We start from the raw sequence: 23,901 nt of genomic DNA on the forward strand, positions 1-23,901 counted from the left end.
ACTCTGCTGCCCGGCGCAATCCCTGCATTTCGGTCCGGTGACTGGCAGTGATCGGACCGAAATGCAGGGATTGCGCCGTGGTGTGGGGACGAGCTGCTTCGGGCTACCCGGAGTCAGCGGGAGCGGCCTCCATGGGCCGGCATGGCACGGGCCATGGCGGCTCCGCGGCTCAATAGCCCCCGATGAGCTATTCGAGCCCCATTCCTCTGTCTTGACCTGCCGAGGAGCGCCGGTCCCGGACACACATTCTGTCGTTTAATCCGCATCTGCCGCTTGGGGTGGGGCTGCCCGGGTAAGGTTGAGGCAGCAACCCCGGAGGACGGTGGAACCAACCTCCGGGGTTGCCCGGTCGCCCGGTACCGAGGAGGGCCGTCGGACGCGGCGAGCGGGGGAGGGGAGGCCGTACGAAGCCCGAGGATGCGGCGGTGGTGTTCCCCGGAGTGCTATTTATTCTCACTGACCTGCAGATTTGTGCAAGTAGGGTCGCTCTGGTTATTCTACTTCAGGCTTCGAGCGATGGAGCGGGAACAACCAAGGTTGTGCTCCGGTCCTGCTGCGTGAAGTACGCCCCCTTAGCTCAGTCGGTAGAGCGTTTCCATGGTAAGGAAAAGGTCGACAGTTCGATTCTGTCAGGGGGCTCAAGTCATTTCTAGGCGATATCCGGCTTGCCGGTCACAGCCGGATGAATGGCCCTGGCGGTGTAGCTCAGATGGTTAGAGCGCACGACTCATAATCGTGAGGTCCCGGGTTCGATCCCCGGCATCGCTACAACTGGACACCCCGCGGCACCGAGAGATCGGGCCGCGGGGTGTTTCGCTGTGCACGCTCCGTGCTCGCGGTCTCTCCGCGCTCTCCCGCCGGGCGTCCACCCACGGCCGCGTGCCGGATCCGTCCCGGCGCCGGCACGGAAAGGCCGGATCCGGCACGGCACGCGGGGTTGCGTCCAGCCCGAACCAGGACGCAACCCGGACGCGCCCCGGGCTCACCCCGGACGCGCCCCGGGCTCACCCCGGACGCGCCCGGCCCAGTTGTTGCCGGGGACGGGCTACTGATACACTGCTGCGGTGCCGTTGTTGCGGTACCGTCCGTGAGACGTCGACGTCTGCCCGAGTGGTAGGCTGAGATCCATCGCGAAGGGGCGTGGCTCAATTGGCAGAGCAGCGGTCTCCAAAACCGCAGGTTGCAGGTTCAAGTCCTGTCGCCCCTGCACATGCCCCGGGATGCCGGGCCGGTGGTTCGCCACCGACCCGGGGTCACCGGGGTCTTCCATATTCCGAGGAGCTGTAGATCACGTGAGTGACGAGAAGAACGATGAGGTCGGTTCCGCCGGTGGTCCGTTGCGCCCGTCAGGTAAGCGTCAGGTCAGCGGATACGGCGCCGCCCACGACCACGACAACGGCGTCTCCGCCAAGATCGCGGACGTCGAGGGGTCCAAGTCCGGCGGCAGCCGGATCCTGGCGTTCCCGCGGTCGGTGGGTTCCGAGGTCAAGAAGGTCATCTGGCCCACGGGCCGCGAGATGGTCACCTACTCCATCGTCACGATCGTCTTCCTCATCGTGATCACCGCGATCTGCACGGTCGTCGACCTGCTCACCGGTGAGGGTCTGGAGTTCATGTTCGGCCTCTGAGCGTGCTAGAATCTTCGTTGTAACCACCGCCTCCGCCTTCCGGCGAGGCGGATTTTTCATGCGGGGGACGGCAACGTGCCCGTCCGCCAGGCGTCAGTACCATCCGGGAGATGATCAACCCATGAGTGACGAGAACATCCACGACAGCAGCACCGCCGAGGGCCTCGCTGCGGCCGCGCACAACGACGTGCAGCAGGCCGTCAGCGAGCTCGGCGATACCGCGCCCGCCGCCGGCGCGGAGATCGACGGGGAGGACGGCTCGGCCGCCGCAGCGTCCTCCGCCGACGCGCCCGCCGAGCAGGCGCCCGAGGACGCGGCCATGGCCGCGTACCGCACCCGCCTGCGCGAATTCATGCGCGCGCTCAAGAAGCTCGACGGCGACTGGTACATCATCCAGTGCTACTCGGGCTACGAGAACAAGGTGAAGACCAACCTGGAGATGCGTGCGCAGACCCTGGGTGTCGACGAGCAGATCCACGAGGTCGTCGTCCCGATCGAGGAGATCACCGAGCTCAAGGACGGCAAGCGTAAGCGCGTCAAGCGCAAGCTGCTGCCGGGCTACGTCCTGGTGCGCATCGAGCTGGACGACGCGTCCTGGTCCGTCATCCGCGATACCCCGGGCGTGACGTCCTTCGTCGGCAACGAGGGCAAGCCCACCCCGGTGAAGATCCGTGAGGTCGCCAAGTTCCTCCTCCCGCCGGAGGCGGCCACCGCACCGACCAACGAGGAGGAGACCGACTCCGCCAGCAACGTCGACGTCAGCGACACCGGTGTCGCCATGGCCCCGACGCCGCTCGGCGAGCAGGTCGAGGTCGACTTCGAGGTCGGGGAGTCCGTCACCGTGCTGTCCGGTCCCTTCGCCTCGGTGTCCGCGACGATCTCCGAGATCGACGCCGCCAACAGCAAGCTCAAGGCCCTGGTCTCGATCTTCGGTCGCGAGACCCCGGTTGACCTGGCGTTTGACCAGGTCGAGAAGCTCAACTAGAGTTTGACCGTTGCTCTTCGTGAGCACGACAACATTCCACCCGGTGGCCGGTACACAGTCCGGCATCCGGACAGGTGCGTCCGGCCCCCGCCATAGGGCCGGCGGCGCCGCTCCCCGAGGGGGAAGCGGCACACCTGGTACCACGTGAAGAGGTGAACCATGGCTAAGAAGAAGAAAAAGGTCTCAGGCCTGATCAAGCTGCAGATCCAGGCTGGCGCCGCCAACCCGGCTCCGCCCGTGGGCCCGGCGCTCGGTGCGCACGGCGTCAACATCATGGAGTTCTGCAAGGCGTACAACGCCGCGACCGAGTCGCAGCGCGGCAACGTCATCCCGGTCGAGATCACGGTCTACGAGGACCGCTCCTTCGACTTCAAGCTGAAGACCCCGCCGGCAGCGAAACTGCTGCTGAAGGCCGCCGGCATCCAGAAGGGCTCCGGTGTCCCGCACACGGAGAAGGTCGGCCAGGTCAGCTGGGCCCAGTGCCGCGAGATCGCCCAGACCAAGTTCGAGGACATGAACTCCAACGACCTGGAGAACGGTGCACGCGTCATCGCCGGCACCGCCCGGTCGATGGGTATCGACGTCATCGACCAGCCGGCCAAGTAGTCAGCCGACTGCCGGTTCCACCCGTGGCAGGGCCACTTGCGGCCCGTCGACCACAATCCAACAACCACTGATTGGACCAGTACCATGAGCAAGAACTCCAAGGCGTACCGCGCCGCAGCAGAGAAGATCGACGCCGATCGTCTCTACTCCCCGATCGAGGCCCTGAAGCTGGCCAAGGAGACCTCCTCCAAGACGCACGACGCCACCGTCGACGTCGCCTTCCGCCTGGGTGTCGACCCGCGCAAGGCCGACCAGCTCGTCCGCGGCACCGTCTCCCTGCCCAACGGCACGGGTAAGAACGTCCGCGTCATCGTCTTCGCCGAGGGCCCCAACGCCACCGCCGCCGAGGAGGCCGGTGCCGAGGCCGTCGGAACCGCCGAGCTCATCGAGCGCATCCAGGGTGGTTGGACCGACTTCGATGCCGCGATCGCCACCCCGGACCAGATGGCCAAGGTCGGTCGCGTCGCCCGCGTCCTGGGCCCGCGTGGTCTGATGCCGAACCCGAAGACCGGTACCGTGACCACCGACGTGGCCAAGGCCGTCACCGAGATCAAGGGCGGTAAGATCTCCTTCCGCGTCGACAAGGCCGCGAACCTGCACGCCATGATCGGCAAGGCCTCCTTCGACGAGAAGGCGCTCGCCGAGAACTACGGCGCGCTGGTCGAGGAGCTCCTCCGCGTGAAGCCGTCCGCCGCCAAGGGCCGTTACATCAAGAAGGCCTCCGTCGCGACGACCAACAGCCCGGGCATCCAGGTTGACCCGACCGTCGTGAAGAACTTCGCCGGCGAAGAGGCCTAAGTCTCAGACTCCTCTTTCCGTCCCGCGTAGGACGCCGCCCCGTCCTCCCCGTACACCGGGGAGGACGGGGCGTTCTTCATGTCAGTACCCGCGTTGCAGGAGTTGCCCGAGGACGGGCACGACGCGGGCGACGACGTGCGGGTGCGCACGGCGGTAGGCGCCGTCCTCCCCGGAGTCGGAGTCCGACAGACGCTCGAGGATGAGGTCGAAGGAACGCGGCGAGTAGCAGATCGACAGGTGGTCGCTCCAGTCGCCGGAGTTGCCGTCGGACTGCACGCAGTGGTTGCGTACGCTCGCCCCCTCGCCGGGGGTGAGGAACTGGGTGCGCCACGGGGTGACGACCTCGTCGTAGCGCGTCCCGATCATGGTGTAGTCCACGCCCGGGACTGTGTGCCCGTCGCGGTTGATGTGGTTGATGACGTCGGAGTCCACGATCTGGTCCTCGGCGCAGCCACCCAGGACGCTGCGAACGATCCGGGAGACGTCCACCCGGCCGTGGAGGGCCTCGCGGAGCTTCGCGGTGAGCGTGCCGAGGCCCATCAGCGTGGTGCCGTTGCCGGAGCCGGCGAGCCCGATGATGTTGCGGATCTTGGGTTCGCCGCCGGCGAACCGGCCCTCGTGCTCGGTGACGAGCATGCGGGCCTGCGCGGAACCCTGTGAATGGCCGACCACGTCCACCTTCTCGGCGCCGGTCGCCTCCAGCACCCGGTCGATGAAACGGCCGATGTCCTCGGTGGCGTCGAGCAACGGTCCGCTGGCGAAACAGCAGCGGCGACGGCCCAGCAGGCTCTCGTCGTCGCCGCCGTAGTTGAGCGCGAAGACACGGTAGCCCCGTGCCACGAGCTTCGGTGCGATGTACGACCAGGTGCCGTAGGCGTTCATCCACGTGCCGTGGAGCAGCACGACGGGCACCGGGTGTTCCTCGGACATCGGTGTCTCCCAGTCGTTCACCCGGGAGGGGAGTGGGTCGTGTCGTCCCCACGAGCGGAGGAAGGCGGAGAGGAAGAACCGGTGGTCGGGGACGCCGGCGGACCGGGCTGCTCCGGCGGGGGAGGCGGCAGGGGAAGTCATGTCCACGAAACTACATCCCGGGGCGCTCCGCGGCCGGGATTTTGCGGTTCGTGTGTGCCGGTCTATAGTGACACGAGAAGTTTGATCGCGGGTACCCCCGCGAACGTTCAAGTTTCACCGGAGACCGTCGGTCGACGTCTCACCCGGGCAGCACCGGGGGAGTCGGACGAAGGACCATCACCGTCAAGGCGATGGCGACCCACGCAGGGAAACACGGAACACGCCGAGCGTCGGCGGACCCACGGGTCCGCGAGAATCGCTCCAAGCGCCCCGTGCCCTGTGGCACGGGGCGTCACTGTTTGTCACGGAGGGTCGTTCAGGACACCGTCTGGTCGCACCACCGACAGACATCAGGAAGGAGGCGAGAGTATGGCAAACGCAAAGAACACCGCATCGGTCGCGGAGCTCACCGCACGTTTCGAGAACGCCAGTGCCACCGTGCTTACCGAGTACCGTGGCCTGACCGTCGCTCAGACGACGGAGCTGCGCAAGGCCCTGGGTTCCGAGGTCACCTACTCCGTCGCCAAGAACACCATGATCAAGCTGGCTGCCAAGCAGGCCGGCGTCGAGATCGCTGATGAACTGCTCACCGGACCTACTGCCGTCGCCTTCATCCAGGGCGAGGCGGTTGACGCCGCCAAGGCGTTCAAGAAGTTCGGTGCGGATCACAGCGCCCTCGTGATCAAGGGCGGCAACATGGACGGCACTCCGCTGTCCGCTGCCCAGGTTGAGGCAATCGCCGAGCTGGACAACCGCGAGACCACCCTGGCCAAGCTGGCCGGCGCCCTGCAGGGCTCCCTCAGCAAGGCTGCCGGGCTGTTCAACGCCCCGGCTTCCCAGGTTGCACGGCTCACCGCCGCGCTCCAGGAGAAGAAGGAAGCTGCCTGATCTTTCAGGCTGCTTAACCCCCATACGTAACAAAACCTGTTCCCGGCCACGTCCGGTCGGGACGAAGAAAGGAAGCCGACATGGCTAAGTTCACCAACGACGAACTGCTCGAGGCCTTCAAGGAGATGACCCTGATCGAGCTCTCCGAGTTCGTCAAGCTCTTCGAGGACACCTTCGACGTCACCGCTGCCGCCCCGGTCGCCGCTGCTGCCGCTCCGGCCGCTGCTGCTGCCGAGGAGGAGGAGAAGGACGAGTTCGACGTCGTTCTCGAGGATGCCGGCGCCAAGAAGATCGGCGTGATCAAGGTTGTCCGCGAGCTCGTCTCCGGCCTGGGCCTGAAGGAGGCCAAGGAGCTCGTCGAGGGCGCACCGAAGGCTCTGCTCGAGGGTGCATCCAAGGATGACGCCGAGGCTGCCAAGACCAAGCTCGAGGAGGCCGGCGCCAAGGTTTCCCTCAAGTAGGAGAAACCCGGCTCACGCCGCTTTCACCACGACCCCCGTCAGGGACGTCCACGAGACGTTCCCGGCGGGGGTTGTGTCATGTGTACTCCCGGACACGTCGACCACTACGATGGTCCGCATGCTTCCGAGATCACGTGTCACCGCAGTCCTCGTCCTGGGACTGGGGTGTCTCCTCCTCGTCCTCGGCCTCGCGCTGCCGGTCCTCGTGCCGCCGGAGCGTCCCGTGCCCCTGGAACTCAGCGAGACGCAGCTGACGCTGCAGGACGACGAGGCACGCGTCGGGACGTCCTATCTCGGTGACGGCGACGAGCCGGTCACCGCGCCGGTGACGAAGACCTACGCCGTGACGCTGGGGGAGCCGGCGGACGACGACGCGGCCGCGACGACCGTCGGCGTCACCTCCGTGCGCGACGACCTCGAGGGCGGCGACGCCCTGCTGGACGCCGAGGTCTGGAGCTACCGGATCGACCGCATGAGTGGCGCGTCGCTGGGGGACGCGAAGGTCGCGGACACGCCGGGGACGCCTGCGGTGGCGAGCGAGGTCACCGGCCAGTGGCTGACGTTCCCGCGCGACACGGCGCAGGAGGAGTACCCGGTCTTCGACAACCTGCTGCGTCGCGAGGTGCCCGCCCAGTTCGTCCAGACCGAGGACGTCGACGGCTTGGAGGTCTACGTCTTCCGGCAGGACTTCGACGCCGAGCCGGTGCGTCAGGCGAACCCGGGCTACTACCGGTCGACGTCGACGACGCCGGACGGGGCGTCCTCCTCGCTGTACCGCAACGGCTACAAGGAGTTCCGCGTGGAGCCGGGCAGCGGCATGATCGTCTCGGTCACCGAGGACATCCAGGACGTCTACGTGCCGGACGCGCCGGCGCAGGACGGTGAGGGGGAGGCTGCCGCAGGCGAGGCTGGCGAGGCTGCAGCCCCGGAACTGCTGAGTTCCTTCAACGGGTCGACCCCGGGCGCGGAGCGCGACGACCTGCTGCGACAGGCGGCGGATCTGGGGCAGGACCGTCCCACGCGCGGTTGGGGTATTGTGCTGACCGTCACGGGTGCTATCGTGGCACTCGGTTCGGCGGTGGTGGCCTTGCGGCCACAGCGCGCCCAGCGGTCTGGGACGTCAGGGTCGTCGGAGTAGCCGGGTCGTCGTCGGAGACGACCGACCGGCCGCACGGTTCACGGGTGGGTGAACCGGGTGTGTCGCAGGGGTGGACATACGCCTACGGGTGATATACGATCGATCGTTGCGCTGGATTGACGTCCGGTGATGTTGCGACAACAGCAGGACACGACCTTGATGAGTGAAGGCATGGAGGGGATCGACATGGTCACGGCACGGCGGAACGCCAGGGTGCCAGACCGCGCCGGTCCGGTCCGGACCGGTGACTTGACAAGGTCCATCAACTGTTTCCGGACCAAGGTTCGCAACTGACCCGGTCACCGCCAATCCCCACAGAACCCCACAGATTTCCACAGACCACCGCAGACCGTACGCTCATAGCAACCGTGTCGGCCACCGCCCAGGAACCCGTCCCCTCGGATCCAGGCGACCGGCAGGCACGTGAGGTGCTGGAAGGACCCCATCTTGGCAGTCTCCCGCCTGACCAGTTCCACCCCGGGAATTCCCGGAGCTTCGCAACGTCACTCGTTCGCGAAGATCGACGCCCCGATCGAGGTTCCCGGTCTTCTCGACATCCAGAGGGACTCTTTCGCCTGGCTCGTCGGCACGCCGCAGTGGCGCGCCCGCAAGCAGGCTGAGGCCGGGGAGGGCGTTCGCATCACCTCCGGTCTCGAGGACATCCTCGAAGAGCTGTCCCCTGTCGAGGACTACTCCGAGAACATGTCCCTGGTCCTGTCCGAGCCGCGCTTCGACGACGTGAAGAACACCGTCGACGAGTGCAAGGACAAGGACATCAACTACTCGGCTCCGCTGTACGTCACCGCGGAGTTCACCAACGCCACCTCCGGTGAGATCAAGAGCCAGACCGTCTTCATCGGCGATTTCCCGATGATGACGGACAAGGGCACCTTCATCATCAACGGCACCGAGCGTGTCGTGGTCTCGCAGCTCGTCCGCTCCCCGGGCGTGTACTTCGACGAGTCCATCGATCCCGGTACCGAGCGTCCGCTGCACTCCGTGAAGGTCATCCCCTCGCGTGGTGCATGGCTGGAGTTCGACGTCGACAAGCGCGACACCATCGGTGTGCGCATCGACCGCAAGCGTCGTCAGCCGGTCACCGTGCTGCTGAAGGCCCTGGGTCTCAGCGCCGAGGAGATCACCGAGCGTTTCGGTTTCTCCGAGATCATGATGTCCACCCTCGAGAAGGACGGCGTCGCAAACACCGACGAGGCCCTGCTGGAGATCTACCGCAAGCAGCGTCCCGGTGAGTCGCCCACGCGCGACTCCGCGCAGGCACTGCTGGAGAACAGCTTCTTCAACTCCCGTCGCTACGACCTGGCGAAGGTGGGCCGCTACAAGGTCAACCGCAAGCTGGGCCTGGGCACCGGCGGCGAGGGTCCCATGACCCTCACCGAGCAGGACATCCTGACCACCATCGAGTACCTGGTGCGTCTGCACTCCGGCGAGCGCGACATGACCTCCCCGGACTCCGTGGAGATCCCGCTGGGCACCGACGACATCGACCACTTCGGCAACCGTCGTGTGCGTACCGTCGGCGAGCTGATCCAGAACCAGATCCGCGTGGGCCTGTCCCGCATGGAGCGCGTCGTGCGCGAGCGCATGACCACGCAGGACGCGGAGTCGATCACCCCGACCTCGCTGATCAACGTGCGTCCGGTCTCCGCCGCGATCCGCGAGTTCTTCGGCACCTCCCAGATGTCGCAGTTCATGGACCAGAACAACTCCCTGTCGGGTCTGACGAACAAGCGTCGTCTGTCCGCCCTGGGCCCCGGTGGTCTGTCGCGTGAGCGCGCCGGCCTCGAGGTGCGAGACGTGCACCCGTCCCACTACGGCCGCATGTGCCCGATCGAGACCCCTGAGGGTCCGAACATCGGTCTGATCGGTTCCCTGGCGTCCTACGCCCGCGTGAACCCCTTCGGCTTCATCGAGACTCCTTACCGTCGTGTCGAGAACGGTCAGATCACGGACGTGGTCGACTACCTCACCGCCGATGAGGAGGACCGCCACATCATCGCCCAGGCGAACACCCCGTACAACGCGGACAAGCAGTTCACCGAGGAGCAGATCGAGGTCCGTCTGCGTGGCGGCGACGTCGAGGTCGTCCCGGTCGACAAGGTCGACTACATGGACGTCTCGCCGCGTCAGATGGTCTCCGTGGCCACCGCCATGATTCCGTTCCTGGAGCACGACGACGCCAACCGTGCCCTCATGGGTGCGAACATGCAGCGTCAGGCCGTGCCGCTCCTGCGTGCCGAGGCCCCCTTCGTGGGTACCGGTATGGAGCAGCGCGCCGCCTACGACGCCGGCGACGTCATCGTCTCCCCGAAGGCCGGCGCCGTGGAGTTCGTCTCCGCCGACTACGTCACCATCATGGACGACGACGGCGTGCGCGACACCTACATGCTGCGCAAGTTCGAGCGCACCAACCAGGGCACCTGCTACAACCAGAAGCCGCTGGTCAGCCAGGGCGACCGCGTCGAGGCCGGCCAGGCCATCGCCGACGGCCCCGGCACCGACAACGGTGAGATGGCGCTGGGCCGCAACCTGCTGGTCGCCATCATGCCGTGGGAGGGTCACAACTACGAGGACGCCATCATCCTCAACCAGCGCATGGTTGAGCAGGACATCCTCACCTCGATCCACATCGAGGAGCACGAGATCGACGCCCGCGACACCAAGCTCGGGCCGGAGGAGATCACCCGCGACATCCCCAACGTGGGTGAGGACGTGCTCGCCGACCTGGACGAGCGCGGCATCGTGCGCATCGGTGCGGACATCCGCGACGGCGACATCCTCGTCGGTAAGGTCACGCCCAAAGGCGAGACCGAGCTGACCCCGGAGGAGCGCCTGCTGCGCGCCATCTTCGGTGAGAAGGCCCGCGAGGTCCGCGACACCTCCATGAAGGTGCCCCACGGCGAGACCGGCAAGGTCATCGGCGTGCGCGTCTTCTCCCGCGAGGACGACGACGACCTGTCGCCCGGTGTCAACGAGATGGTCCGCGTGTACGTGGCGCAGAAGCGCAAGATCCAGGACGGCGACAAGCTCGCCGGCCGCCACGGCAACAAGGGTGTCGTCGGTAAGATCCTGCCCGCCGAGGACATGCCGTTCCTGCCGGACGGCACCCCGGTCGACATCATGCTGAACACCCACGGTGTTCCCCGTCGTATGAACATCGGTCAGGTCCTGGAGACCCACCTCGGCTGGCTAGCCAAGAACGGCTGGGCGGTCGACATCGACTCCGAGGACGAGACCGTCAAGGCCATGCTGGAGACCCTCCCGGAGGATCTCTACGACGTGCCGGCCGACTCGTTGACCGCCACCCCGGTGTTCGACGGTGCCTCCAACGAGGAGCTCTCCGGCCTGATGAAGTCGGTGCGTCCGAACCGTGACGGCATCCGCCTCACGGACGGCGACGGCAAGGCCGAGCTCATCGACGGTCGCTCCGGCGAGCCGTTCCCGTACCCGGTCTCCGTGGGCTACATGTACATGCTCAAGCTGCACCACCTCGTGGACGAGAAGATCCACGCGCGTTCCACCGGTCCGTACTCCATGATCACCCAGCAGCCGCTCGGTGGTAAGGCGCAGTTCGGTGGCCAGCGCTTCGGTGAGATGGAGGTGTGGGCCATGCAGGCGTACGGCGCGGCCTACACCCTGCAGGAGCTGCTCACCATCAAGTCGGACGACGTCGTGGGCCGTGTGAAGGTGTACGAGGCCATCGTCAAGGGCGAGAACATCCCGGACCCGGGTATCCCGGAGTCCTTCAAGGTTCTGCTCAAGGAGCTGCAGTCGCTGTGCCTCAACGTCGAGGTGCTCGCGGCCGACGGTTCCCCGATGGAGCTCAGCTCCACGGACGACGACGAGCTCGACCACGCCAACGCCGCCCTGGGCATCAACCTGTCCCGCGACGAGCGTCCGGACGCCGACAGCGACGTGGGCTAGCCCCCACCACCAGACAACGACCTTTTTTCACTGCACCACCCGTACTACCGCCCTCCGTATGAAGACGGAGGGGAAAGGGAGTCCACGTGCTGGACGTCAACTTCTTTGACGAACTGCGTATCGGTCTCGCGACCGCCGACGACATTCGTCGTTGGTCCCACGGCGAGGTCAAGAAGCCGGAGACCATCAACTACCGCACCCTGAAGCCCGAGAAGGACGGTCTGTTCTGCGAGCGGATCTTCGGGCCCACCCGTGACTGGGAGTGTGCCTGCGGCAAGTACAAGCGAGTCCGTTACAAGGGCATCATCTGTGAGCGCTGTGGTGTCGAGGTGACGAAGTCCAAGGTGCGCCGTGAGCGCATGGGCCACGTCGAGCTCGCCGCCCCGGTCACGCACATCTGGTACTTCAAGGGTGTGCCCTCCCGTCTGGGCTACCTGCTGGACCTGGCTCCGAAGGATCTCGAGAAGATCATCTACTTCGCGGCCAACATCATCACCTCCGTGGATGAGGAAGGTCGCCACAACGACCAGACCACCCTCGAGGCCGAGATGCTGGTGGAGAAGAAGGAGGTCGAGAACGAGCGCGACGCCGATCTGGCCGAGCGTTCCGAGAAGCTCGAGGCCGACCTGGCCGAGCTCGAGGCCGCCGGTGCCAAGGCCGACGCCAAGCGCAAGGTCCAGACCTCCGCCGAGCGCGAGATGCGCCACATCCGTGAGCGCGCCGAGCGCGAGGTCGAGCGTCTCGACGAGATCTGGAACACCTTCGTCAAGCTCGCCCCGAAGCAGATGATCGTGGACGAGGGCATCTACACCGAGCTCGTCGACCGCTACGAGGACTACTTCACCGGCGGCATGGGCGCGGAGTCCATCCAGACCCTCATCCGCTCCTTCGACCTCGAGGCCGAGGCCGAGAAGCTGCGCGAGATCATCCGCGACGGCAAGGGCCAGAAGAAGCTGCGCGCCCTCAAGCGCCTGAAGGTCGTCGCCGCGTTCCTGCGTTCCGGCAACGACCCGGCCGGCATGGTCCTGGACGCTGTCCCGGTGATCCCGCCGGAGCTGCGCCCGATGGTGCAGCTCGACGGTGGCCGCTTCGCGACCTCCGACCTCAACGACCTCTACCGTCGTGTGATCAACCGCAACAACCGCCTGAAGCGCATGCTGGACCTCGGTGCACCCGAGATCATCGTGAACAACGAGAAGCGCATGCTGCAGGAGTCCGTCGACGCGCTCTTCGACAACGGCCGCCGCGGCCGCCCGGTCACGGGCCCCGGCAACCGTCCGCTGAAGTCGCTGTCCGACCTGCTCAAGGGCAAGCAGGGCCGCTTCCGTCAGAACCTGCTCGGTAAGCGTGTCGACTACTCCGGTCGTTCGGTGATCATCGTCGGTCCGCAGCTGAAGCTGCACCAGTGTGGTCTGCCCAAGCAGATGGCCCTGGAGCTCTTCAAGCCGTTCGTGATGAAGCGCCTGGTCGAGAAGTCCTACGCGCAGAACATCAAGTCCGCCAAGCGGATGGTCGAGCGTCAGCGTCCCGAGGTGTGGGACGTGCTCGAGGACGCCATCGCCGAGCACCCGGTGATGCTGAACCGTGCGCCCACCCTGCACCGCCTGGGTATCCAGGCCTTCGAGCCGGTGCTCGTCGAGGGTAAGGCCATCCAGCTGCACCCGCTGGCCTGTGAGGCCTTCAACGCCGACTTCGACGGCGACCAGATGGCTGTGCACCTGCCGCTGTCCGACGAGGCCCAGGCCGAGGCCCGCATCCTGATGCTCGCCTCGAACAACATCCTGTCCCCGGCGTCCGGTAAGCCCCTGGCCATGCCGCGTCTGGACATGGTCACCGGCCTGTACTTCCTGACGCTGCAGAAGTCCGTGGACGAGATCGGCGGCCAGGGTGCCTACACCCCGGCCGACGAGAACGGTCCCGAGCGGGGCGTGTACTCCACCCTCGCCGAGGCCATCATGGCCCGCGACCGTGGCGTCCTGGGTCTGCAGGCCCCGATCAAGGTCCGCATCGACCACCTGCGTCCGCCGGCGGATGTCGAGGCCGAGCGTTTCCCCGACGGTTGGCAGAAGGGGGAGGTGTGGCTCGCCCACACCACCCTCGGCCGCGTGCTCTTCAACGACCTGCTGCCGTGGAACTACCCCTTCGTCGACGACGTCATGGCCAAGAAGCCGCAGGCCGCGGTCATCAACGACCTCGCCGCGAAGTACCCGATGATCACGGTCGCCCAGACCGTGGACAAGCTCAAGGACGCCGGTTTCTACTGGGCGACCCGTTCCGGCGTGACCATCACCATGCACGACGTGCTGGTACTGCCGAACAAGAAGGAGATCCTCGACCGTTACGAGGAGCGTGCCCGCGTCATCGAGAAGAAGATGGCTCGCGGCAAGATCAACGCGACGGAGCGGTACAACTCCCTAGTCGACCTGTGGAAGGAAGCCACCGACTTCGTCGGTGAGTCCGTCGAGCAGCTCTACCCGGACGACAACCCGATCCCGATGATCGTGAAGTCCGGCGCGGCCGGCAACATGCGTCAGATCTGGACGCTGGCCGGTATGAAGGGCATGGTCACGAACTCGCGTGGTGACTACATCACGCGTCCGATCAAGACCTCCTTCCGTGAGGGCCTGTCGGTGCTGGAGTACTTCAACAACTCCCACGGTTCGCGTAAGGGCCTGGCCGATACCGCGCTGCGTACCGCCGACTCGGGTTACCTGACCCGTCGTCTGGTGGATGTCGCGCAGGACGTCATCGTCCGCGAGGACGACTGCACCACGTCCAAGGGCGTCACCATCCCGCTGGCGGAGGCTGTGCCGGACGCCGAGGGCAACCCGACCGGGAAGTTCCGTCGTGCGGAGTTCGTCGAGACCGCGGCCACCGGCCGTTTCCTCGCCGCCGACGCCGTGGACCCCGAGGGCAACGTCGTCATCCCGGCCGGCCAGGACCTGGGCGACCCGGAGATCCAGCAGCTCGTCGACGCCGGTGTCGCTACCCTTAAGGTCCGCTCCGTGATGACCTGTGACACCGCCACCGGTGTCTGCGCGACCTGCTACGGACGTTCCATGGCAACCGGTAAGAAGGTTGACATCGGTGAGGCCGTGGGTATCGTCGCCGCGCAGTCCATCGGTGAGCCGGGTACCCAGCTGACCATGCGTACGTTCCACCAGGGTGGTGTCGGTGGAGACATCACCGGCGGTCTGCCCCGTGTCCAGGAGCTGTTCGAGGCCCGCGTCCCGAAGGCCAAGGCGCCCATCGCCTCGGTCGACGGCAAGGTGCGGATCGAGGACGACGACAACTTCTACACCCTGACCATCATCCCGGCCGACGGCTCGGACGAGGTCGTGTACGAGAAGCTGTCCAAGCGTCAGGGTCTGGCCGTCATCAAGGTCGGCGACTTCGAGCGCCAGATCAAGCAGGGCGACTCGGTCTCCCGCGGTCAGCAGCTGCTCAAGGGTTCCGCTGACCCGCACGAGGTGCTCCGCGTGATGGGTCGCCGTGGCGTCCAGCAGCACCTGATCAACGAGGTCCAGAAGGTCTACCGTGACCAGGGTGTGGCCATCCACGACAAGCACATCGAGATCATCGTGCGTCAGATGCTGCGCCGCGTGACGGTCATCGACTCCGGCTCGACCGAGTACCTGCCCGGTTCTCTCGTCGACCACGCCGACGCCGTGTCCGCCTCCAAGGCTGCGGTGCAGACCGGTGGACGTCCGGTGGAGGTGCGTGCCGAGATCATGGGTATCACCAAGGCCTCGCTGGCCACCGACTCCTGGCTGTCGGCCGCCTCCTTCCAGGAGACGACCCGTGTGCTGACGGACGCTGCGATCAACAAGCGTTCGGACAAGCTCATCGGCCTCAAGGAGAACGTGATCATCGGTAAGCTGATCCCGGCCGGTACCGGTATCTCCAAGTACCGCAACATCGCGGTGGAGCCGACCGAGGAGGCCCGCGCGGCCGCCTACCAGCTGCCGTCCACATTCGGTGACGGTTTCTACGGTGACGACTCCTACGGTGAGTTCACCGGCGCTGCCGTCCCGCTGGACGACATCGACCTGAACTAGCAGGTGCCCGGTGGCCTAACGCCGCCGGCCCACCCGTGAAGCAGAGCAAAGCCCGGTCCCCTTTCAAAGGGGGCCGGGTCTTCGTCGTTCGTGGGGGAGGGGCGGTCGCGGGGTCCATACCTGATACGTACGTACCAGTGCGCGTCCAGGGGCGATGAATTGAAGCGGCGGGGAGGCGCTCGCGGGCCTGTGGCCGGGAACGATGTCTGGTACGGCTGTATAGTACGGATCTCGGCGGGGGCCCGGGTGCGGCGGGGGCGGGGATTTGGTGGTATGTGGCGTGTCGGGTAGTGTCAGGCCACAGTCCCAGTTATCAGGACGCGTCTGCCGGTTCTTCCGGTCGGATATGAACTTCTACCCCGTAGGCCAGCGAGAGCGGCTGAGGGGTTTCGGCACGTTCAAAACAAAGACGCGACTGACACAGCAGGGAAATGATCTCGAAGAAGGTCTCGTCCGACCACGAGCGTCCACCGGCATCAGCACCGGGAGAGCCCGGGGCACGGCAGGACACGAACAAGCAGAAAGTCGGTTTATGCCTACTATCCAGCAGCTGGTCCGAAAGGGCCGCCACGACAAGTCTGTCAAGACTGCCACGGCTGCGCTGAAGGGCTCGCCCCAGCGTCGTGGCGTGTGCACCCGCGTGTACACCACCACCCCGAAGAAGCCGAACTCGGCTCTTCGTAAGGTCGCCCGTGTGCGACTGACCTCCGGCATCGAGGTCTCCGCCTACATCCCCGGTGAGGGCCACAACCTCCAGGAGCACTCCATGGTGCTCGTCCGTGGTGGTCGTGTGAAGGACCTCCCGGGTGTCCGCTACAAGATCGTCCGCGGCTCCCTCGATACCCAGGGTGTCAAGGACCGCAAGCAGGCCCGTTCCCGCTACGGCGCCAAGAAGGAGAAGTAGAATGCCGCGTAAAGGTCCCGCACCCGCACGTCCCGTCGTCAAGGATCCGGTCTACGACGACGTCATCGTCTCCCAGCTCGTGAACAAGGTTCTGCTGGACGGCAAGAAGTCCACCGCCGAGCGCATCGTCTACGGTGCCCTCGAGGCCTGCCGCGACAAGACCGGTACCGACCCGGTCCTCACGCTGATGAAGGCCCTCGACAACGTGAAGCCGGCCCTCGAGGTCCGCTCCCGTCGCGTCGGTGGCGCCACCTACCAGGTCCCGGTCGAGGTCCGTCCCGGTCGCTCCACCACCCTGGCCCTGCGCTGGCTCGTCACCTTCACCCGTCAGCGCCGCGAGAACACGATGACCGAGCGTCTCGCCAACGAGATCCTGGATGCGTCCAACGGTCTCGGCGCCTCGGTCAAGCGTCGCGAGGACACCCACAAGATGGCCGAGGCCAACCGCGCCTTCGCCCACTACCGCTGGTGATCTGAGAGGAGTCACCCCCGGGTGACTCCTCCCGGCCGGCGTGGAACCTGCGTGGTCGCCCGGTCGATGGCACAATCATCTACGACATTCCAACAACACCGAGGGAATAGACTGTGGCACAAGAAGTGCAGAAGGACCTGAAGAAGGTCCGCAACATCGGCATCATGGCGCACATCGATGCTGGTAAGACCACGACGACCGAGCGCATCCTCTACTACACCGGCATCAACCGCAAGGTTGGCGAGACGCACGACGGTGCCTCCACCACTGACTGGATGGAGCAGGAGAAGGAGCGTGGCATCACGATCACCTCCGCCGCCGTCACCTGTTTTTGGGATGAGAACCAGGTCAACATCATCGACACGCCCGGCCACGTCGACTTCACCGTCGAGGTCGAGCGCTCCCTGCGCGTCCTCGACGGCGCCGTCGCCGTCTTCGACGGCAAGGAGGGCGTCGAGCCCCAGTCGGAGCAGGTCTGGCGTCAGGCCGACAAGTACGACGTCCCCCGCATCTGCTTCGTCAACAAGATGGACAAGCTGGGCGCGGACTTCGACTTCACCGTTCAGACCATCATCGACCGCCTCGGTGCGAAGCCGTTGGTCATGCAGCTCCCGATCGGCGTCGAGGACGACTTCGACGGCGTCGTCGACCTGCTGACCATGAAGGCCATCACCTGGCGCGGCCGCGTCGAGGTCGGCGCTGAGCCGACCTACGAGGAGATCCCCGCCGATCTCGCCGACAAGGCCGCCGAGTACCGCGAGAAGCTCCTCGAGTCCGTCGCCGAGTCCGACGAGGCACTCATGGAGAAGTACTTCGCGGGCGAGGAGCTCTCCCTCGAGGAGATCAAGGCTGCCATCCGCAAGCTGACGATCAACTCCGAGATCTACCCCGTGCTCTGTGGTACCGCGTACCACAACAAGGGCATCCAGCCGGTGCTGGACGCGGTCATCGACTACCTCCCGTCCCCGCTGGACGTCGAGAACATCCAGGGCCACAAGCCGGGCCACGACGACGTCGAGATGTCCCGCAAGCCCAACGACGACGAGCCCTTCTCCGCTCTCGCCTTCAAGATCGCCGCTCACCCGTTCTTCGGCAAGCTCACCTTCGTGCGCGTCTACTCGGGCAACGTCGAGCCGGGCCAGCAGGTCCTCAACGCCGTCACCGGTAAGAAGGAGCGCGTTGGCAAGCTCTTCCAGATGCACGCCAACAAGGAGAACCCGGTCGACAAGGCCCACGCCGGTAACATCTACGCGATGATCGGTCTCAAGGAGACCACCACCGGTGACACGCTCTGCGACATCAACGACCCGATCCTCCTGGAGTCCATGGACTTCCCGGACCCGGTCATCAAGGTCTCCATCGAGCCGAAGACCAAGTCGGACCAGGAGAAGCTGGGTGTCGCCATCCAGCGCCTGACCGAAGAGGACCCGACCTTCACCGTCAACCTCGACGACGAGACCGGCCAGACCATCATCGGTGGTATGGGCGAGCTGCACCTCGACGTCTTCGTCGACCGCATGAAGCGCGAGTTCAAGGTCGAGGCCAACGTGGGTGCCCCGCAGGTCGCGTACCGCGAGACCATCCGCAAGCCCGTCGAGAAGATCGAGTTCACCCACAAGAAGCAGACCGGTGGTTCCGGTCAGTTCGCTAAGGTGATCATCGCCCTCGAGCCGTACAACCCGGATCCCGAGGAGCTGGAGGAGGGCGAGGACGCGAACTACAAGTTCGTCAACGCCGTCACCGGTGGCCGCATCCCCCGTGAGTACATCCCCTCGGTGGACGCCGGCATCCAGGACGCCATGCAGTACGGCTACCTGGCGGGCTTCCCGCTGGTCGACATCAAGGCCACCCTGATCGACGGTCAGTACCACGACGTCGACTCCTCGGAGATGGCGTTCAAGATCGCCGGTTCCCAGGCCCTGAAGGAAGGCGTCGCCAAGGCGAAGCCGGTCCTGCTCGAGCCCCTGATGGCTGTCGAGGTCACCACCCCTGAGGAGTTCATGGGTGAGGTCATCGGCGACATCAACTCCCGTCGTGGCCAGGTCTCGGCCATGGAGGACCGCTCCGGCGCCAAGGTCGTCAAGGGCAAGGTCCCGCTGTCCGAGATGTTCGGCTACGTCGGCGACCTGCGGTCCAAGACCCAGGGTCGTGCGAACTACACCATGATCTTCGACTCCTACGGTGAGGTTCCCTCCTCCGTGGCGACCGAGATCATCGCGGAGCGCACGGGCAACGCCTAGTTCTCCGCCGCCTCCCTCGGCCCCGGCCGAAGGACGCGACCTCGTCCTCCCCGCGGACGGCGGCCCAGCCTCCGGCTGGTGACACCGGCCATCCTCGGGGGAGGGTAGGGGTCAGCACCCGGTATCCTCGTAACCTGCCGTCACCACGCGGTTTTCGCTGCGGCGCAGGTTGCAGTAGGATGCAGAGTGCTGGCCGTTACCCAGCACCTGCGTGTAGGCAGGAAGCCCTTTCAATCCCGCCGTTCCGGTGCGGGGATGTCACGGCCGCCAACGCGCTGTACGATGCTGTAATCGGCACAATGAAAGACCCGGTGTTCCGGCTGCTGCACCAGCAGTGGACCCGGTACCGGAGTACATAATCCCCGTGGCTGCGAGAGTCGTAGTCACCGAAGAGTCCAGGAGGACACCACAGTGGCGAAGGCTAAGTTCGAGCGTACTAAGCCGCACGTTAACATCGGCACCATCGGTCACGTCGACCACGGCAAGACCACGACGACTGCCGCTATCACGAAGGTTCTGGCTGACACCTACCCGGAGCTCAACCAGGCCTTCGCATTCGACGCCATCGACAAGGCGCCGGAGGAGCGTGAGCGTGGCATCACGATCAACATCTCCCACGTGGAGTACCAGACCGAGAAGCGCCACTACGCACACGTGGATGCGCCGGGTCACGCCGACTACATCAAGAACATGATCACCGGTGCTGCTCAGATGGACGGTGCGATCCTCGTCGTCGCCGCCACTGACGGCCCGATGCCGCAGACCCGCGAGCACGTTCTGCTGGCTCGCCAGGTTGGCGTTCCCTACATCCTCGTTGCGCTGAACAAGTGCGACATGGTTGACGATGAGGACCTCATCGAGCTCGTCGAGATGGAGGTCCGTGAGCTCCTGGGCGAGCAGGACTACGACGAAGAGGCCCCGATCGTCCAGATCTCCGCTCTGAAGGCGCTCGAGGGCGACCCGAAGTGGACCCAGGCGATCGTCGACCTCATGCAGGCCTGCGACGACTCCATCCCGGATCCGGAGCGCGAGACCGACAAGCCGTTCTTGATGCCCGTCGAGGACATCTTCACGATCACCGGCCGCGGCACCGTGGTTACCGGTCGTGTCGAGCGTGGCGAGCTGAACCTGAACGACGAGATCGAGATCATCGGCATCCGCGAGAAGTCCACCAAGACCACGGTGACTTCCATCGAGATGTTCAACAAGCTGCTGGATTCGGCTGAGGCCGGCGACAACGCCGCCCTGCTGCTCCGCGGTCTGAAGCGCGAGGACGTCGAGCGCGGTCAGGTCATCGCCAAGCCCGGTGCCTACACCCCGCACACCGAGTTCGAGGGCTCCGTCTACATCCTGTCCAAGGATGAGGGCGGCCGCCACACCCCGTTCTTCGACAACTACCGCCCGCAGTTCTACTTCCGCACCACCGACGTCACCGGCGTCGTGAAGCTGCCGGAGGGCACCGAGATGGTCATGCCCGGCGACAACGTCGACATGAGCGTCACCCTGATCCAGCCGGTCGCCATGGACGAGGGCCTGCGGTTCGCCATCCGTGAGGGTGGCCGCACCGTCGGCGCCGGCCGTGTCACCAAGATCAACAAGTAGTTTGATCTGACCTGACAGGGTCCGTCCCCGCGCTCCGGCGCGATGGACGGCACTGAGGACTGCCCCCACCCGTGTTCGCACGGGAGGGGGCAGTCCTTTTTGCATGCCCGGTCCTCCTCCGCGTTCCCCCGTCAGGCGTAGGGGAGTGGCCATGCAGTGCGATCACCCTTCCAAACAGGGAAACGGGCCGATTGGCTGCCTGGAAGGGTGGTTATTCCGCACGGCCCCACCGCGCCCCGCAGGACCTCCCCGCCCCACGGCCCGCTGCCAATATCCTGGCAACCCGCAACCCCCCAAGCCAGCGGTGAACGCCATTGTCCGCTGATACGCTGCGCAGATGTCGTCCCGGTGTCCGTGGCGGGACAGTTGTGTCAATACTGCGCGCATGTGGCAAATGACATAGATAGGTCTGGTATACGTGAAGCAAGGGTAGGGTATGCTGTTGCCGCCGTCGCTTATGGCGGTATACCCTCACACCCTTTTAGGAGGACGTCGTGCTACCCGCGATTGCACCTTACCCGTTGCCCGCCGCCGATTCCCTGCCGCGGAATCGCGCGGACTGGCAGCTTGATGCCCCTCACGCAGCTCTGCTGATCCATGACATGCAGGAGTATTTCATCGACGCGTTCGGCGAGGACTCGCCGATGGTCGCCACCGTCATCGACAACATCCGTCGGCTCCGCGAGGCCGCGGACGCCGCCGGTGTCCCGGTGTTCTACACCGCTCAGCCGCCGAACCAGGACCCCTCCGACCGCGGGCTCCTCGGTGACTTCTGGGGCCCCGGCCTCACCGACGACGGCCGCCAGGCGATCGTGGGCGACCTCGCCCCGCGTGAGGCGGACACGGTGCTCACCAAGTGGCGCTACGACGCCTTCTCCCGCTCGGACTTCGAGGACATGCTCGCCGGCGACGGCCGCGACCAGCTCATCATCGTCGGCGTGTACGCCCACATCGGTTGCCTGACAACGGCGACCTCCGCGTTCATGCGAGACGTCAAGCCTTTCCTGGTCGCCGACGCGATGGCGGACTTCACCCCGGAGGACCACCGGCACACCCTGGACTTCGCCGCGTCGCGGTGCGGCCTCGTCACGGACACGGCGTCGGTCGTCGACGGGCTCACCCAGTTCGCACGTCCGGCGGCTGCGGTCGGGGCGCGTGGTTGAGTTGTCCCATGTCTTTGTCACGGGCGCGGCGGGCGGTATCGGTAACGCCGTCGTGACCCGACTTCTGGAGGCCGGTCACACGGTTTCCGCGGCCGACGTGTCCCACGACGCGGGTGTCATCCGTGTGCGGACGCAACTGCCGGGCGTCCTCCACCAGGTGGGGTTGGACGTCTCGGACTCCGACCAGGTCGCGACGATCGTCGAGGACGTGTGGTCCTCGGTCGGCCCGGTGGACGCCCTCGTCAACGGTGCCGGCGTGATCGCCGGCGGACCGGGTGAGGAGACCAGCGACGAGGACTGGGACCGCCAGTTCGCCGTCAACGCCTTCGGCGTCTTCGCCCTGTGCCGCACGCTGGGCCCGCGGATGGCGGAGCGCGGCGGCGGCTCGATCGTCACCATCGGGTCCAACGCCGGCTCGGTGCCGCGCTCCAGGATGGTCGCCTATGCGGCGTCCAAGGCGGCGGCCAGCAGCGTGACGAGGTCCTTCGGCCTTGAGCTGGGGCCCCGTGGCGTGCGGTGTAACGTTGTCTGCCCGGGCACCACCCGCACGTCGATGATCGACGGTCTCGGCTCGGAGGAGTCGTTGGTCGCCGGTCAGCCCGAGTTGTTCAAGTCGGGCATTCCGCTGGGGCGAATCGCCGATCCGTCGGACATCGCCTCGGTCGTCGTCTTTCTCACCGGTGACGGTTCCCGTCACATGACCCTCCAGGAGGTGGTCGTCGATGGTGGTGCCAGCCAGCGTTGACCCGCGTACCGATGACATGTTGTTCGACTTCTCCACGCCGGAGTACCGGCTGTCGGCCCGGGGCGTGAAGCAGGTCGTGGACCCGTCGGTGTGGGACGGCGACAGTGTCGCCGACGCCGTCGAGTCCCTGCTCGTGCACCTGGGCAACGAGGGGCCGGTCGTCGGGTGCATCCCCTTCGACACCGGACGTCCCGCGGTCCTCTACGTGCCCGAGGAGGTCACCTGGCGGGAGGGTTCCGTCGGTGACACGGCCCAGGAGACGGCCCAGGACGCGGCGCAGGACGCTGCGACGGCGGCGAACGCCGCCGCAGAACCCCTGTCGCTGCCGGATTCGCCCGGCTACCGTCGCGCGGTGGCCAGCGCCGTGGAGCGGATCGAGGCCGAGGAGCTCAAGAAGGTCGTCCTCGCCCGGACGGCGTCGCTGGAGGCGGAGCAGGACTTCGACCTCGACCGGCTCGTCGCCGACCTCGGTGCGGCGAACCCGCACGCCTACATCTACCGAGCCGCCCTCGGTGAGTCGCAGGGTTCGCTGGTGGGGGCGAGCCCGGAGCTCGTCCTGCGCAGCCGGCGCGGTGCGGTCACGAGTTTCCCGCTGGCGGGTTCGGTGCCGCGGGACCGTCAGCACCCGGAGCGTGACCGGGACCTGACCCGCAACCTCCTGACCTCGCCGAAGGACCGCGCCGAGCACGGCCACGTGGTCAACCAGGTGGGGGAGGTGTTCCACCGTCACGCGAACAACGTGGTGGTGCCGGAGGCGCCGAGTGTGGTGTCCACCCCGGTGATCCTGCACCTGGGCAGTCGGATCACCGGCCGGTTGCCGGGGGTCGGTTCGCCGGCGTCGGTGATGAAGATGCTCTACGACCTGCACCCCACACCCGCCGTCTGCGGCTGGCCCACGGCGACCGCCCGTGAGCTCATCGGGGAGCTGGAGGACTTCGACCGCGGTATGTACTCCGGTCTGGTCGGCTGGGTGGACGCCAACGGCAACGCCGAGTGGGCGTTGTCGTTGCGCGGCGGCGTCGTCGACGGCCCCCGGGCGCAGCTCTTCGCCGGGGCCGGCATCGTCGCCGGTTCCGTGCCGGAGGAGGAACACCGGGAGACGGCGACGAAGTTCGCCACCTTCGCGCGCGTCCTGCAGAACCAGCAGCGTCGCGCCGTCAGTGTCTAGACAATAGGAAAGCCTGGCCTAAGGGGTCGGAA

The 23,901-nt window shown here is 66.1% G+C and carries 17 protein-coding genes and 3 tRNA genes; 19 read left to right on the plus strand and 1 reads right to left on the minus strand.

All coding sequences use genetic code 11. From position 1 onward, the window contains the following. Positions 1-566 precede the first annotated feature (566 nt). From ACT3TD_RS10070 to rplA, 7 genes are all read left to right on the plus strand, one after another. Positions 567-639 (plus strand) — tRNA-Thr (locus tag ACT3TD_RS10070). Between the two features lie 55 nt (positions 640-694). Beyond that, positions 695-768 (plus strand) — tRNA-Met (locus ACT3TD_RS10075). A gap of 366 nt (positions 769-1,134) precedes the next feature. Continuing rightward, positions 1,135-1,207, plus strand: a tRNA-Trp gene (locus ACT3TD_RS10080). Between the two features lie 85 nt (positions 1,208-1,292). After that, positions 1,293-1,628 carry a preprotein translocase subunit SecE gene (gene secE, locus ACT3TD_RS10085; RefSeq protein ID WP_301442994.1) on the plus strand — a complete coding sequence of 112 codons (336 nt, stop codon included), beginning with the start codon at positions 1,293-1,295 and terminating at the stop codon, positions 1,626-1,628. Between the two features lie 121 nt (positions 1,629-1,749). Continuing rightward, entirely contained in the window at positions 1,750-2,613 is an 864-nt protein-coding gene (gene nusG, locus ACT3TD_RS10090; RefSeq protein WP_301442995.1) for a transcription termination/antitermination protein NusG, read from the plus strand. A 159-nt stretch (positions 2,614-2,772) separates the two neighbouring features. After that, positions 2,773-3,219, plus strand: coding sequence for a 50S ribosomal protein L11 (gene rplK, locus ACT3TD_RS10095; protein WP_301442996.1), 447 nt, complete (start codon positions 2,773-2,775; stop codon positions 3,217-3,219). Between the two features lie 84 nt (positions 3,220-3,303). Beyond that, the gene (gene rplA, locus ACT3TD_RS10100; RefSeq protein ID WP_301442997.1) at positions 3,304-4,017 is read left to right on the plus strand and encodes a 50S ribosomal protein L1; all 714 of its coding nucleotides are present in this window, start codon (positions 3,304-3,306) and stop codon (positions 4,015-4,017) included. Between the two features lie 81 nt (positions 4,018-4,098). Here the strand turns inward: rplA and ACT3TD_RS10105 are convergent, their stop codons facing one another. Continuing rightward, on the minus strand, positions 4,099-5,088 hold the full coding sequence (locus ACT3TD_RS10105; protein ID WP_301442998.1) for an esterase/lipase family protein: 990 nt from the start codon (positions 5,086-5,088) through the stop codon (positions 4,099-4,101). A 369-nt stretch (positions 5,089-5,457) separates the two neighbouring features. Here ACT3TD_RS10105 and rplJ point away from each other — a divergent pair, with 369 nt between their 5' ends. The 12 genes from rplJ to ACT3TD_RS10165 all read left to right on the plus strand — a co-directional run bounded on the left by rplJ (position 5,458) and on the right by ACT3TD_RS10165 (position 23,869). Next, entirely contained in the window at positions 5,458-5,976 is a 519-nt protein-coding gene (gene rplJ, locus ACT3TD_RS10110) for a 50S ribosomal protein L10 (protein ID WP_301442999.1), read from the plus strand. Positions 5,977-6,056: 80 nt separating this feature from the next. Beyond that, a complete protein-coding gene (rplL, locus tag ACT3TD_RS10115) occupies positions 6,057-6,437 on the plus strand; it encodes a 50S ribosomal protein L7/L12 (RefSeq protein WP_301443000.1) in 381 nt (126 codons plus the stop codon). Positions 6,438-6,555: 118 nt separating this feature from the next. Continuing rightward, positions 6,556-7,575: a DUF3068 domain-containing protein gene (locus ACT3TD_RS10120; RefSeq protein ID WP_441578934.1), complete on the plus strand. Its 1,020-nt coding sequence runs from the start codon at positions 6,556-6,558 to the stop codon at positions 7,573-7,575. A 423-nt stretch (positions 7,576-7,998) separates the two neighbouring features. After that, positions 7,999-11,517, plus strand: a complete 3,519-nt coding sequence (gene rpoB / locus ACT3TD_RS10125; RefSeq protein ID WP_444614791.1) for a DNA-directed RNA polymerase subunit beta — start codon at positions 7,999-8,001, stop codon at positions 11,515-11,517. Between the two features lie 86 nt (positions 11,518-11,603). After that, positions 11,604-15,575, plus strand: a complete 3,972-nt coding sequence (locus ACT3TD_RS10130; protein WP_444614790.1) for a DNA-directed RNA polymerase subunit beta' — start codon at positions 11,604-11,606, stop codon at positions 15,573-15,575. Between the two features lie 532 nt (positions 15,576-16,107). Further along, positions 16,108-16,479: a 30S ribosomal protein S12 gene (rpsL, locus tag ACT3TD_RS10135; protein ID WP_444614789.1), complete on the plus strand. Its 372-nt coding sequence runs from the start codon at positions 16,108-16,110 to the stop codon at positions 16,477-16,479. A gap of 1 nt (position 16,480) precedes the next feature. After that, positions 16,481-16,951 carry a 30S ribosomal protein S7 gene (gene rpsG, locus ACT3TD_RS10140; protein WP_444614788.1) on the plus strand — a complete coding sequence of 157 codons (471 nt, stop codon included), beginning with the start codon at positions 16,481-16,483 and terminating at the stop codon, positions 16,949-16,951. Positions 16,952-17,064: 113 nt separating this feature from the next. Further along, positions 17,065-19,191 (plus strand): elongation factor G, encoded by a 2,127-nt coding sequence (fusA, locus tag ACT3TD_RS10145; protein WP_444614787.1) that lies wholly within the window; start codon positions 17,065-17,067, stop codon positions 19,189-19,191. A gap of 411 nt (positions 19,192-19,602) precedes the next feature. Then, positions 19,603-20,793 carry an elongation factor Tu gene (gene tuf, locus ACT3TD_RS10150; protein ID WP_444614786.1) on the plus strand — a complete coding sequence of 397 codons (1,191 nt, stop codon included), beginning with the start codon at positions 19,603-19,605 and terminating at the stop codon, positions 20,791-20,793. Positions 20,794-21,287: 494 nt separating this feature from the next. Then, on the plus strand, positions 21,288-21,956 hold the full coding sequence (locus ACT3TD_RS10155) for an isochorismatase family protein (RefSeq protein ID WP_301444270.1): 669 nt from the start codon (positions 21,288-21,290) through the stop codon (positions 21,954-21,956). Then, positions 21,949-22,701 (plus strand): SDR family oxidoreductase, encoded by a 753-nt coding sequence (locus ACT3TD_RS10160; protein ID WP_301444271.1) that lies wholly within the window; start codon positions 21,949-21,951, stop codon positions 22,699-22,701. The genes ACT3TD_RS10155 and ACT3TD_RS10160 overlap by 8 nt, the downstream gene beginning before the upstream one ends. Next, a complete protein-coding gene (locus ACT3TD_RS10165) occupies positions 22,679-23,869 on the plus strand; it encodes an isochorismate synthase (RefSeq protein WP_441579566.1) in 1,191 nt (396 codons plus the stop codon). Before ACT3TD_RS10160 ends, ACT3TD_RS10165 begins: the two co-directional genes overlap by 23 nt. Positions 23,870-23,901 lie beyond the last annotated feature (32 nt).

The organism is Corynebacterium sp. AOP36-E1-14 (genome assembly GCF_052377495.1).
In the GTDB taxonomy this organism is placed as follows: Bacteria; Actinomycetota; Actinomycetes; order Mycobacteriales; family Mycobacteriaceae; genus Corynebacterium.